This is a genomic window from Hymenobacter segetis, from assembly GCF_054776495.1.
In genome coordinates this window covers 95,627-108,014 of sequence record NZ_BAAHBV010000002.1, presented here as the reverse complement: position 1 = coordinate 108,014, position 12,388 = coordinate 95,627, and the positions used below count along the sequence as shown (strand labels likewise).

Annotated in this window: 13 protein-coding genes; 5 read left to right on the top strand and 8 right to left on the bottom strand. The window is 62.1% G+C overall.

The features are described 5' to 3' along the window. Positions 1-66: 66 nt before the first annotated feature. From ACYU70_RS11145 to ACYU70_RS11115, 7 genes are all read right to left on the bottom strand, one after another. On the bottom strand, positions 67-1,029 hold the full coding sequence (locus tag ACYU70_RS11145) for an aldo/keto reductase (RefSeq protein ID WP_342296581.1): 963 nt from the start codon (positions 1,027-1,029) through the stop codon (positions 67-69). Between the two features lie 57 nt (positions 1,030-1,086). After that, positions 1,087-2,433, bottom strand: a complete 1,347-nt coding sequence (locus ACYU70_RS11140) for an alpha-amylase family glycosyl hydrolase (protein WP_342296582.1) — start codon at positions 2,431-2,433, stop codon at positions 1,087-1,089. Positions 2,434-2,604: 171 nt separating this feature from the next. Then, a complete protein-coding gene (gloA2, locus tag ACYU70_RS11135) occupies positions 2,605-2,994 on the bottom strand; it encodes an SMU1112c/YaeR family gloxylase I-like metalloprotein (RefSeq protein WP_342296583.1) in 390 nt (129 codons plus the stop codon). 70 nt (positions 2,995-3,064) lie between these two features. Beyond that, the gene (locus tag ACYU70_RS11130) at positions 3,065-3,550 is read right to left on the bottom strand and encodes a DinB family protein (protein WP_342296584.1); all 486 of its coding nucleotides are present in this window, start codon (positions 3,548-3,550) and stop codon (positions 3,065-3,067) included. Positions 3,551-3,643: 93 nt separating this feature from the next. After that, a complete protein-coding gene (locus ACYU70_RS11125) occupies positions 3,644-4,783 on the bottom strand; it encodes a TlpA disulfide reductase family protein (protein ID WP_342296585.1) in 1,140 nt (379 codons plus the stop codon). Positions 4,784-4,906: 123 nt separating this feature from the next. Next, positions 4,907-5,500: a nitroreductase family protein gene (locus tag ACYU70_RS11120; protein ID WP_342296586.1), complete on the bottom strand. Its 594-nt coding sequence runs from the start codon at positions 5,498-5,500 to the stop codon at positions 4,907-4,909. 141 nt (positions 5,501-5,641) lie between these two features. Beyond that, positions 5,642-7,093 carry an alpha-amylase family glycosyl hydrolase gene (locus ACYU70_RS11115; RefSeq protein ID WP_342296587.1) on the bottom strand — a complete coding sequence of 484 codons (1,452 nt, stop codon included), beginning with the start codon at positions 7,091-7,093 and terminating at the stop codon, positions 5,642-5,644. 250 nt (positions 7,094-7,343) lie between these two features. Between ACYU70_RS11115 and ACYU70_RS11110 the strand changes: the two genes are divergently transcribed. The 3 genes from ACYU70_RS11110 (at position 7,344) to ACYU70_RS11100 (ending at position 9,878) form a co-directional block, all read left to right on the top strand. After that, positions 7,344-8,378 (top strand): YncE family protein, encoded by a 1,035-nt coding sequence (locus tag ACYU70_RS11110; RefSeq protein ID WP_342296588.1) that lies wholly within the window; start codon positions 7,344-7,346, stop codon positions 8,376-8,378. Between the two features lie 69 nt (positions 8,379-8,447). Beyond that, the gene (locus ACYU70_RS11105) at positions 8,448-9,191 is read left to right on the top strand and encodes a phosphatase PAP2 family protein (protein ID WP_342296589.1); all 744 of its coding nucleotides are present in this window, start codon (positions 8,448-8,450) and stop codon (positions 9,189-9,191) included. A gap of 45 nt (positions 9,192-9,236) precedes the next feature. After that, complete coding sequence (locus ACYU70_RS11100) at positions 9,237-9,878, top strand: phosphatase PAP2 family protein (RefSeq protein ID WP_342296590.1); 642 nt, start codon at positions 9,237-9,239, stop codon at positions 9,876-9,878. 24 nt (positions 9,879-9,902) lie between these two features. Here ACYU70_RS11100 and ACYU70_RS11095 read toward each other — a convergent pair whose 3' ends face one another. Beyond that, positions 9,903-10,439: a GNAT family N-acetyltransferase gene (locus ACYU70_RS11095; RefSeq protein ID WP_342296591.1), complete on the bottom strand. Its 537-nt coding sequence runs from the start codon at positions 10,437-10,439 to the stop codon at positions 9,903-9,905. 289 nt (positions 10,440-10,728) lie between these two features. Between ACYU70_RS11095 and ACYU70_RS11090 the strand changes: the two genes are divergently transcribed. Together ACYU70_RS11090 and ACYU70_RS11085 are read left to right on the top strand one after the other, a co-directional pair. Next, positions 10,729-11,799 carry an NYN domain-containing protein gene (locus ACYU70_RS11090; RefSeq protein WP_342296592.1) on the top strand — a complete coding sequence of 357 codons (1,071 nt, stop codon included), beginning with the start codon at positions 10,729-10,731 and terminating at the stop codon, positions 11,797-11,799. 105 nt (positions 11,800-11,904) lie between these two features. Then, on the top strand, positions 11,905-12,276 hold the full coding sequence (locus ACYU70_RS11085; protein WP_342296593.1) for a hypothetical protein: 372 nt from the start codon (positions 11,905-11,907) through the stop codon (positions 12,274-12,276). Positions 12,277-12,388 lie beyond the last annotated feature (112 nt).

The following is a 12,388-nucleotide window of genomic DNA, read 5'->3' as shown; positions in this document are numbered from 1 at the left end:
GTCTGATTCCAAAATGTCATGCTTCGCGGTGCTCTGCATTATATTCAGCAGGTGCCTGGCATTGCGCTACGCCGCCTTCACTGCCTTCGCCTGCTCCAGCGTCTCCAAATCCTCGGCCGTCAGGCGCAGCTCGGTGGCTTCGAGCAGTTCCGTGACCTGGCCCACGCTGGTGGCGCTGGCAATGGGCGCGGTCACGGCCGGGGCCTGCATCAGCCAAGCCAGCGCTACCTGGGCGGGCGTGGCCTGCTGGCGGTCGGCCACGGCATCGAGGGAAGTGAGCAGGGCGAGGCCTTTTTTATTCAGGTATTTCTGGCCGACGCCGGCTCCGCGCGGGCTCTTTTGCAGGTCGGCCTGGTCGCGGTATTTGCCGGTGAGGAAGCCGGCGGCGAGGCCGTAGTACGGAATCGCGCTAATGTTTTCTTTCAGCAGGAGCGGGGCCAGGTTCTGCTCAAAATCCTCGCGGTCGTACAGATTGTAGAGGTTTTGCAGCGTCTCGTAGCGCGGGAAGCCGTGTTTGGCGCTGGCATCCAACGACTCCTGCAAGCGGGCCGCCGTGAAGTTGGAAGCCCCAATGGCGCGCACCTTGCCCTCTTTCACCAACTGGGCGTAGGCTTCGAGGGTTTCCTCCACGGGCGTGGTCGGGTCGTCTTTGTGCGACTGGTACAGGTCGATGTAATCGGTTTGCAGGCGCTTGAGGGAGCCTTCGACGGCCCGCAGGATGTAGTCCTTTTTCAGGCCCTTGTTGTCTGCGTTCACCTCCCAGCCCACCTTGGTGGCAATGACCACATCATCGCGCCGGCCGCGTTGTTTCAGCCACTTGCCAATGATGGTTTCGGATTCGCCGCCCACATGGCCGGGCACCCAGACGGAATAGCCGTCGGCGGTATCAATGGCGTTGCCGCCGTTGGCCACGAAGGCATCGAGCACGGCGAAGGACGTGGCTTCGTCGATGGTCCAGCCGAAGACGTTGCCGCCCAGCATCAGGGGCGAAATCTGGAGGCCGGAGCGGCCGAGTTCACGGGTTTGCATAGGTGTAAGTTTGAATCAGAGAAAAGAGCCTAGCTAACCGAAAAACGACCCTAAAGGTTAGCCGGCGGCGGGCTCCACGGCTACCAATACCCGCCAGCCGTAGGCCGGTACCGGCAATTCCTCGCCGGCAAAAAGCGTCAGGGTTTCTTCGCTGAACAGGTCGCGCCACTGGCCCGGCACGGCGGGAATCAGCTGCGCTTCGGCGGCGATATTCACCGCGCACAGCACGGCGGCCGTGCCTTTGGTCCTGCAAAAGCTGTAGACGGTGGGCGGCGCGGGCAGGCGCAGGAGGTGGCTAGCCCGGTCGCCGTTGCGCAGCGCCGGGTGCGTTTTTTTGAGTTGGAACAGGCGGGTGTAGAAATCCTGCAGCGGGAAATTACTCCACTCAATCGTATCGCGGTCGAAGAATTCGAGCCGGCGGTTCAGGCCTGCTTCCTGGCCCGAATACAGCATCGGCATGCCCGGCAGCAGGGCCGTGAGCACGGCGAAGGGCAGCGCCAGCGGGCCGAGGCGCTCGTACTCGGTACCATCCCAGCTGTTCACGTCGTGGTTGCTGGTGAAGTGCATCAGGTACACGCTGGGTGGGTATTTCTCGCGCTCGGCGGCCAGGTAAGTGTCGATTTCGGCCAGCGCGGCGTGGCCCTCGGCAATGCGGTCGAGCAGGTAGTGCAGGCGCAGACCGAAAGCCATGTTGAAAGCCTTTTCGAGCAGCCGCGTGTCGGAGTCGAATTCCTCCCAAGTCAGCCCGCCCGAGGGGTATAGCTCGTCCCACTCAGCCAGCATAAACACCGGCTTAATGGCATCGACCACGGGCCGGGCTTCGTCCCAGAAATCGGTGGGCACCAGGCCGGCCACGTCGCATCGGTAGCCATCGATGTCGGTTTCCCGAATCCACCAGGCCAGGGCTTCGGTCATGTAGCGGCGCATGTCGCGGTTGCCGTAGTCGAGGGCCACCACGTCGGTCCAGTCGGCCACGGGCGGCACCAGCTGGCCGGCGGCGTCGTGCTGGTACCAGTCGGGATGTTCGGTGATGAGGGCGTTGTCGCGGCTGGTGTGGTTGGCCACCCAGTCGAGTATCACCTTTATTTCCAGATTATGAGCTGTCTGTACCAAGTGTCGTAGGTCCTCAATCGTCCCAAATTCGGGGTTCACGCCAAAATAGTCGCGCACGGCGTAAGGGGAGCCTAGCGTGCCCTTGCGCCCCACCTCGCCAATGGGATGCACCGGCATCAGCCACACAATGCCGATGCCCATTTTTTGCAGGCGTGGCAAATGCGCCTCAAAAGCCCGAAAAGTACCTTCAGGCGTGAAATTGCGAACGTTTACTTCGTAGATGGTGGCGTGGGCCGCCCATTCGGGATGGGCCACGGTGAAGCGGTTGGCGTGCGGGTGGTCGGCGGGCATGGAGCGGGGGAAGCGGTGGAGTGTTCCGCTACGCGCCGCCAGGACTGGTGGTTGTGAGCCGAACGAGGTAGAGACGCACTATTTTGCGTCTCGTCGTTGAACGACCGAAACTGCGCCGAACCCCGCAGGCTAAATAACATCAGCAACGACGAGACGCAAAATAGTGCGTCTCTACACCTCGTAGAACTCCAGTGGCAACCCATCAGGGTCCGAAAAAAACGTAAACCGGCGGCCGGTAAATTCATCCACGCGCACCGGTTCGCAGGTCACGCCGTGCGCCTCCAGGTGCCGGATGGCGGCGGCCACGTCGGGCACGGCGAAGGCCAGGTGGCGCAGGCCGGCCGCTTCGGGGTAGCTGGGGCGCGGAGGCGGGCTGGGGAAGGAAAACAGCTCCAGCACGTACTGCCCATTCACGGCCAAATCCAGCTTGTGCGAATCGCGCGCCGCGCGGTAGGTTTCGGCCAGAATTTCGAGCCCGAGAATTTCGGTGTAGAAGCGTTTCGATGCCGCGTAATCGGAACAAATGAGGGCAACGTGGTGCAGGCCGAGCAGGGGCAGCATGGGCAAATGAATGTGGTGATGAGCTGCCAATATCCGGAATTGCGTCTGGTTGTTTGGGGCTCGGGGCGGGCTAGGTACGGATAATATCGGTATCAACCGGCACGTAGCCCAGCAGCCGACTCATGCTCAGTACCTGGCCCCTGTGGTGGAATTCGTGCGTGATGGCATGCGTAAACAGCTGCAAAGGCGTGAGCTCCAGCGGCTGCGCCTGGCGCGGTAGGATAAGTGATTTCGGCACCAGCCACTCGGCCGCGTAGTGCTGGCTGAATTCAGCCACCAGCGCATCCACTTCTGCAAATCTGGCGCGCAGGGCTGCGACATCTGGCACGCTTTCAGGCTGCGGCCGGGTGGCCTTCTGGTTTAGTCCCACCTCGCCCAGCCAGTAATAGTAGCAACCGGCCACATGCACCAGCAGCTCGCGGATACTGCCGTTGTTCATCTCGGCCACGGGAGTGCTGAAATGGGTGGGAGCAAAGCTGGCGCAATAGTCCAGCAAAATGCTCCGGGCGCTCCGAACCAGCGCGTACTGTTGCGTAAAAGCAGTGTTTATCAACATCAAAAGGAATGCAAAACGCCGCAGGTCGGGGCCATTTCGGGTAAGAAAGAAAGGATTCCTGGCCTGCGGCGTAAACTATTGTGGAAAAGGCGGTTAGTTTGCCTTGTTTAGTAGCTTGCCGAGGGTGCTCTGCAGCTCGTCGCCGCGCAGGTTGGCGGCCACGATTTTGCCCTGGGGGTCGAGCAGAAAGTTCTGCGGAATGGACTGCACGCCGTATTCCTGGGCCACGGCGTTGTTCCAGTATTTCAGGTCCGAAACGTGCGTCCAGGTCAGGCCATCTTTCTCGATGGCACGGAGCCAGGCTTCGCGGGCACCTTCTTTGTCCAGTGACACACCGAGAACGGTAAAGCCCTTGTCCTTGAAAGCGTTGTAGGCCTTCACCACGTTGGGGTTTTCCTGGCGGCAGGGGCCGCACCAGCTGGCCCAGAAATCAATCAGGACGTACTTGCCGCGCAGGCTGCTCAGCTTCACGGGCACGTTGTCGGGGGTGTTTTGGGTGAAATCGGGGGCTACGGCGCCCACGGCCACCTTTTGCAGGCGCTTGATTTGCTCATCGATGCGCTGGCCCCGCGGCGTGTTGCGCACGCCAGCGTTAAGGCCCTGATACAGCGCGGTATAGGAGCCCACCTCGGGAACGGAACCGCCCAAATCCTGCAGCACAAACAGGCTGAACTGCGCATCGGGATGCGCCTTCACGTAGGCAGTCCGAATCTTATTCTGCTCGGCATCGATGGGGTCGAGCTTGGCATCCAGCTGCTTGATGTAGGCCGGGTCTTTGCGGGTGGCCTCAGGCTGGGCGCGGTACTCTTTGATGAAGGCGTCGTACCGGTCACTCAGCGGTTTCAGCGCAGCCGTCAGCCTGGCGTTTTCGTCGTTGAGCGGGGTGCCGCGCACGGTGGCTTTCGCGGCCGAATCGGGCGTGGTAATGGTGATGGTGCCCTTTTCCAGGTAGAAAAACTGCCTGGTGCCGTCCTTCGACTTCTTCTTGGGCGTGCCGTTGTGGCTCAGCGTGAGGGAGGCCCGTCCCGGCTCGGGCAGGGTTCCCTTGAACTCGAAACGGCCGTTTTTCACCACGGCCGAATCCGTGGTCCAGACTTTGTTGACGGGGTAGACCAGGTAGGCCTTCGTGACGGCGGCCTTAGCGCCCACGGTACCTTTCACGACAAAATTTTCGGTTTGGGCCTGGGCCAGCGCGGGCACCAGAAACAAGGCACTGTAGAGGAGCTTTTTCATAAGAATGATTGATGTGGAGCAGGAGAATGATGTCGTTTTTCAGGCCGCAGTTGCTTCGGAGCCCCGCAGCGGATGGCTCTATTTTACGTCCTAAATATAACCGAGCCCCGGGGGCGCGGGTGGCTACTCGCTCACCCAGCGCGTTTTGTCCTGCACCGGCCCGCGCTGGCCGGGGGCTGAGGGCACTTCGATGTAGCCCAACTGAAAGAACCCTAGCAATCTATCCTCCGGCCCGAGGCCGAAAAACGCCTTGGCTTCCTCCGTGTACGTGATGCCGCCGCTGCTCCAGTAGCCGCCCAGGCCGTAGGCGTGGGCCGAGAGGTGCAGGTTTTGCACGGCGCAGGCCACGGCTTCAATCTCCTCGATTTCGGGCAGGCGCGGCTCGGTGCGCTTCATGGCAATGGCGATGACGTGCGAGCACTGCGGCGGGTTGTTGCGCAGGTTGGCGTGCTTGCTGGCTTTGTAGGCCGGGCCAGCCGTTTTCTCATACAAATCGGCCTGAAACACCGCCAGTTTTTCGAGGCCCGCGCCCGTGAACACCGTGAAGCGCCAGGGCTCGGTTTGCTTGTGGCTGGGGGCCCAGTTGGCGTTTTCGAGCAGCTGCCAGATGGTGGAATCGGGGATGGCCCGGCCAGGCACGAACTGCGGGATGAACGTGCTGCGCCGGGTGCGGATAAGGGTGTTGATTTGCTCGGTATCGAAGAGGGGAGAGGTCATGGTGTAGAATGCATTGGGGAAATAGAACCTGTGTCGCTGACACGAAAACGGTCATGGATGTCATCGGGCAGACGCTCAGTCGGGCAAGATGCTTTGCTTACCCAACCAAGCCACCACAAGTTTTGATTGGCCCATGCCGGCTCATTCAATGATTCGGATTGCCCAGTCGTGTGCGGCTACCTGCACCGGGGCAGCGGTAAGTGGCAACGCCCCAGCCTTTGAAAAGACTCCCCGCCACGCCTGCGCTGGGCCGGCCGGCAGCGCCACCGCCCGGGGCAAATCGCCGAGATTGACAGCTACAAAAACCTTCGCCGCCCCTTTTTGCCGCACGAAAGCAACGCACTGCTCCGGTGCCGGCAGCAGCTGGAAGGAAGCCCCAGTATCGAAATTGCGCAGCGCTGGATGACGGTTTTTCAGGCCAATCAGCATCATGTAGAAACCCTGATAGCCATAATTAACCCACGGAATGGTATCCTTATCAAAAAAGCGCAGCCGCTTTTTCATCCCTGCTTCCTGACCGTTATAGAGCATTGGGATGCCGGGCCAGAGCATGGTGAGCACGGCTTCGGGCTGGGCATTTTTGCCGAGGCGCTCGTACTCGCTGCCGTCCCAGGCGTTGATGTCGTGGGTGCTGGTGAAGGTCATTAGATTCACGCCGGCGGGGTATAATTTCCGCTCGGCGGCCCAGTAGTGGGCTAGTTCAGTGGTGGGTTTCTGGCCCCGGCCCAGGCTATCGAGCAGGCCGTGCAGGCGCAGGGCGTAGGTAGCGTCGAAGGCCTTTTCGAGCAGGCGGGTGTTGGGGTCGAATTCCTTGCGCGAGATGAACGTGGGCGGGAATAATTCGTCCCACTCGGCCAGCATGAAAACCGGCTTTATCTTCTCCAATTCGGCCCGTGTGGCGTTCCAGAAATCCGTCGGTACCAGCCCCGCCACGTCGCAGCGGAAGCCGTCGAGGCCGGCCGTTTTCACCCAGTAAGCCATGGTTTCGGTCATGTACCGGCGCAGGGCGGGCTTGGTGTAGTCTAGGTCGATAACGTCCTGCCAGTCGGCCACGGGCGGCCGGAAATGGCCGAGGCTGTCGCGGGTGTACCAGTCGGGGTGCTCGGTGGTGAGGTTGCTGTCCCAGGCCGTGTGGTTGGCTACCCAGTCCAGAATAACGTGCATTCCGAGGCCGTGGGCGGTGTTTACGTAGTGCTGCAAATCGGCCAGCGAGCCCAAATCCAGGTTCACGGCGCGGTAGTCGCGCACCGAATACGCGCTACCCAGCGTGCCCTTGCGGTGGCTACGGCCGATGGGGTTTATCGGCATCAGCCACAGGATGCCCACTCCCATGCGTTGCAGGCGCGGCAGGTCCGCCTCCGCCGCCCGAAACGTGCCCTGCGGCGTGTACTGCCGCACATTTACCTGATAGATGGTAGCGTGGCGCGCCCACTCCGGATGCCGGATGGTGTAGGCCGCCGAATCACGCGTGGCGGCCGGTGAGGCGGTCGTTTCCGTTTCGGGTTTCGACTTGGTGCCGGATTGGCAGGCTCCCAGCAAGAGCAGGGGCAAAAGCAGCGCACGCAACGGGCGGAAAGGGGCAGGATAGGGCATGGCGCAAGGTAAGGAGCGGGGATTATTCGGACTATCAAGCAGTAAAGGCCGTCATGCCGAACGCAGCCGAGGCATCTCGCTTGTGAAAGTAATCCAATCGTGAAAATGGTATTGATGAGTGGTGGCAAGCGAGATGCCTCGGCTGCGTTCGGCATGACGTTTAAGAAATAGTTCTGGATAACGCCTTCAGCCCAGCTACAGAATCGGCTGCGACCTTCGCCGCATCGGTTTCATCCTAAGCCTTTCTCTCGTGAAAAACCTGCTGCTGGCCGCGCCCCTGGCCCTGACCTTTTTTGGCACCGCCGCCCATGCCCAAACCACGGCCGCCGCGCCCTACCACCTGCTCAATACCATCAATATTGGTGGCGAGGGTGGCTGGGACTACCTCAAAGTAGACCCCGCCGGAGAGCGCCTCTACGTGTCGCACGGCACGCGGGTGGAAGTTGTTGATTTGAAGACCCGCAAGGTTGTCGGTACCATTATGGATACGCCGGGAGTGCATGGTATTGAAGTAGTGCCGGGCACCAATCGCGGCTACATCACCTGCGGGCGCAACAACACCTGCGTGGTGTTTGATGTGAAGACTTTGAAGCCCATCGGCGCGCCCATCCCCACCGGCCCCAAGCCCGACGCGCTGCTGTATGACGCCTTCTCGAAGCGGGTATTCATCTTCAGCAACGACGGTGGCAAGAGCACCGTGCTCGACGCCAAAACCGGCGCCGTAGTAGGCACCGCCGAGCTGGGCGGCGACGTGGAAGAAGGCGTGAGCGACGGCCACGGCACCATCTTCGTCAACATCGAAAACAAAAGCGAAATCGTGGCCTTCGATGCCAAGACGCTGGCCGTGCGCCACCGCTTCCCGCTGGCTCCCGGCGAAGAGCCCACCGGTCTGGCCTTCGATGCCAAAACCAACCGCCTCTTCAGCGGCTGCGCCAACGAAAAGCTGGTGGTGACCGACAGCAAAACCGGCAAGCAAATCGCCGTGCTGCCCACCGGCAAGGGCACCGACGGCGCGGGCTTCGACCCCACCACGCGCAACATCATCACCTCCAACGGCGCGGGCACCTTCACCGTAATTCACGAAGACTCACCCAATAAATTCTCGGTGGTGACCAATGTGCCCACCGCCCGGGGCGTACGCACCATGAGCCTCGACCCGAAAACCAGCCACCTCTTCACCGTCACGGCCGATTATGGCCCCACGCCGGCCCCCACCACTGAAAACCCGCGCCCCCGGCCCAGCATCGTGCCCGGCACGTTTCGCGTACTGGAATTTGGGCGGTAGAAAGGGACGTTCTTTTTGGCGTTGAGGCCGTAATCCACCATTCACCAATTCCATCGATACTCCTGTTCTATGTTCACCACGCTCTGGCCCCGTTTGCGCCACGCCCTGTGGGTGCACAAAGTGCTGCTGATGGCCCTGTTGATTGGCCTGGTGCTGCCGTGGGTGGTGTTCGTGAACGTGGCCGAGGATGTTTGGGAGCACGGCGGTTTCATCGGCGACAAATGGATTCTGGAGTTTCTGCACGCCCACGGCACTCCCGGGCTCGATAAGCTGGCGCTGGCCCTCACCGCCGCCGGCGACCCACTGCCGATGGGGATTCTGGCGGTGCTCATCACGCTGGGGCTGGCCGGGTGGGGCACGCGTCGGCAGGCGTGGTTTTTTGGGCTGTCGGTGGGCGGGGCCATGGCCCTGAATCTGCTGGTGAAAGTACTGTTTGCCCGGCCCCGGCCCGCCCTGTGGCTCAGTTTGAAACCGGCCTTTTACTACAGCTTCCCGAGCGGGCACGCCATGGGCGCGGCGGCTGTCGCCACGGCCCTTGGTTTCCTGCTGTGGCAGCACCGGGGCCACTGGCTAGCCTGGGTATTGGGGCCGCTGTTTGCCCTGACCGTGGGCTGGAGCCGGATGTACCTGGGCGTGCATTACCCCTCCGATGTGCTGGCCGGCTGGACGGGCTCGGTGGGCTGGGTGGCGGGGCTGCACGTACTGTTCTCGCCCGAGTTCCACGAGCTGCGGCGGTTCTGGCGCGAGGCCCTGCACCGGCGGCTGCCCACCCTGGTAGCGCCGCCGCGGGAAGCGCAAAATGCCCCGGCTTAGTAACCCGCGTCGTTACTTGCCAGCGTTTTATCCCCCGGCCTCGTTATGCTTTCGCCTCCGCGTTCCGTGTTCAACCCAGCGCCACCGCCCGGCGCGTTGTGGTTGATTTTGCTGATTTCAGCCGGAATCTTTGGCTGGCTGGTCTTGGCTGTGGCGCACGCCGGCAGCCTGCCCTGGGATGTCCCCATTCTTGAATTCTGGCACCGCCACGCCACGCCGGGGCTCAATAAAGTGGCCGTATTCCTCACCATCGTGGGCAATACCTGGCCGATGGTAGGCCTCGGGGTGCTGGTGTGGCTGGCGTTGCTGCTGCGGCGGCAGTGGCGGGCAGCGTGGGTGTGGTTTGCGGCGGTGGGCGGCTCAATGCTGCTCACGCAGGTTATCAAACCGTTGGTGGCCCGGCCCCGGCCCACGCTCTGGGCCAGCATCCGGCCCGAACACACGTTCAGCTTCCCGAGCGGGCACGCTATGGACACGGCGGCCATTGCCACGGCGCTGGTGTTTTTGTGTTGGAATAGCCGCACGCGCGGTTGGGTGTGGCTAATGCCGTTGTTTTCGCTGGCCGTGGGCTGGGCGCGCATGTACCTGGGCGTGCACAACCCGTCGGATGTGCTGGCGGGCTGGGCGGCCGCCGTGGCGTGGGTGGTGCTGGTGCAGCTGGCAGCGCAGCGCATTCGCCGTATATAGCTATTCCTGCTGAAAATATGGGATTTACGCCCGTTTAGGCGCATCTGCCTCAAACCACACGCAGGGCAGACCTTCCACCAGAAACTCCGGCCCCTCGTGCAGGCCGATTTTGGTGAGGATGCGCCGCGAAGCCACGTTGTGCGCATCAGCGTAGGCGCAGATGCGGGGCAGGTGCAGCACCTCAAACCCGTAATCCAGCCAGGCCCGGGCTGCCTCAAAGCCGTAGCCCTGTCCCCAGAACTGCGGCAGAAACCGGTAGCCCAGGTCATAGAAATCGCGCTGCCCGTTGATGGGGCCGGCCACCAGCTTCAGCCCGGCCCAGCCCATAAACTCGCCGGTTTCGCGCAGCACCACGGCCCAGCGGCCAATGCCGTTGGCCTCATACTGCGCTTGAATGTAGCGAATCATATCCAGGCTCTGGGCCGGCTCGCTCACCATGTGCCCGCCAATGCCGCCGAGGTAGCGGTGCACGGCCGGGTCGGAATCGAGCGCGAACATGCCGGCCGTATCGGCATCGGTAAGGGGGCGGAAATGCAGGCGGGCGCTATCGAAAGGCAGCATAGAAGTAGGGTAGGAGCGGCGAAGTTACTGCGTGAGCATCAGCCGCTGGCGCGGGCCGGTTGCACCAGCAATGCCGGGGCTATTACCAAACCAGTGGCCTGGCTGCGTACCTTTATTCCTTCAAAGTAAACGATACGCCGGCAATTTATGGCTCCGCTTACTAGCCCGTCGGGCGCATTTTTCCGGTAGCCACAGCCGGACTATTTGCCGCTCTAGGTGCGTGTTGTTCAAGTGTTCTGGTCTTCCCTCAGCGCAGTTTTCTCGTGATAGGACTTAGTATTTCAGCATCATGTTGCCCAAACCGACAGCTTCCCCCTACGCGGCCGTTTTTATCGATTTTGAAAACGTCTATTACTTCCTGAAAAACCACTTTCACGACCCGCCCGACCTCAACGATATCTGCCTCGACATCGTCCGGACCTTGCGCGAGCAGCTCAGCGACAAAGGCCTCGATAGCCTCATCAGCTACGCCTATGCCGACTTCGAGCGCCTGGCCACCGCCCCCCAGGGTGCCCTCTACCTGATGGGCGTGAGCACCCGCAACGTGCTGGGCACCGACCACAAAAACGCCGCCGACATGCAACTCTGCATCGACGCGCTGGAGGTGATGTACACTCGGCCCGACATTGGCACGTTCGTGCTCGTGGCCGGCGACCGCGACTACATTCCTGTGCTCCAGCACCTGCGCCGGCAGGCCCGGCAGGTGCTGGTGGCCGGTTTCCGCGAGTCCGTATCCGGCGATTTGCTCCAGAACATCGGCTCCGCGCAGTTCATCGATGCCCGCGATTTGCTGTCGATTGAGCGCGTCGAGCAGCTCGAAAAACGCCGTGCCGACCGTCAGCGCAGCATTGAGGAAAGCCGCCGCCTGCGCGAGCAGGGTATGGCCGGTGTGCCCTCGGCCGCCGCGCTGGCCGCCCGCGCCGACAGCGGCGGCGAAGCCGCCGTGCCCCTGCCCAAAGTAGTGCCCGTGCCGTCGGCCAGCGCCCCGCGGCCCATTGTGCCGGTGCCGGCCCGGCCGTTTGTGTCGCGCGATGACGTGCCCGAATTTGCCCCCACCCGCCGCCTGACTACCGATATGGAGCGCCGCACGCTGGCCTTCATGCTGGCCGAGTTTCAGAAGCTCGAAGCCAAGCAGCAGCGCCGCGTGACGGAGTTGTGGCTGGGTCCGTTCATGCGCTTGCTCACCGACGAGCTGCCCGAACTGCCCGACTACGAGCGCCGCGACCAGCTCAACAAGCTGCGCGATGCCGGCACCATCCGCATCGAGAAGCGCGAGGGCGAGCCGCACCCGTTTTCCGTCATCGTGGTCAACTACAGCCACCCCGACGTGCAGGAACTCCACCCCGGCACCGAAAACTAGCCGCCCCGCCGGTTATCTTTGGCCGCCGAACGGCGCGCCGGCCTCTGGCCGCCGCCGCAGTTTGGCCCGTTCCCGTTCGTTTTCACACCCCTATTTCTTCGTTTCATGAGCTTTATCTCCGAAGCAGAATCCAGCATCCGCATGCTGTTCAACGTCAACAACGCCGGTTTCCACGTGGACCCCAGCCAGGGTCTCAGCCACCTCGAAAGCTGGATTCAGCACCTGCGCAGCATCGACCAGCCCGCCACCCGCCTCATGGTGACCGAACTCGAAACCTTGCGCAACCACATCAGCGGCAACAACGCCGCCGGCATGGCCCAGGCCTTCCAGAACCTCGGCGAGATGACGGCCAAAGCCGCCCTCACCACCCACAACTTCAGCGGCGAAGGCGACAAAGCCCGCGAGCTCAGCCAGAAGCTGATTTCGGCCGCCGGCAACCTGCGCCATATTGCTAACTCGCAGGTGGTGCAGCACTAGTTTGCGCTTGAGTTAAACAGTTGTTTGGGTTGCTTGTCCGATGAGCACAACCCAAAACCAGGAACGTCATGCTGCGCGAAGTCGAAGCATCTCTACCGCAATAGTAAACCTC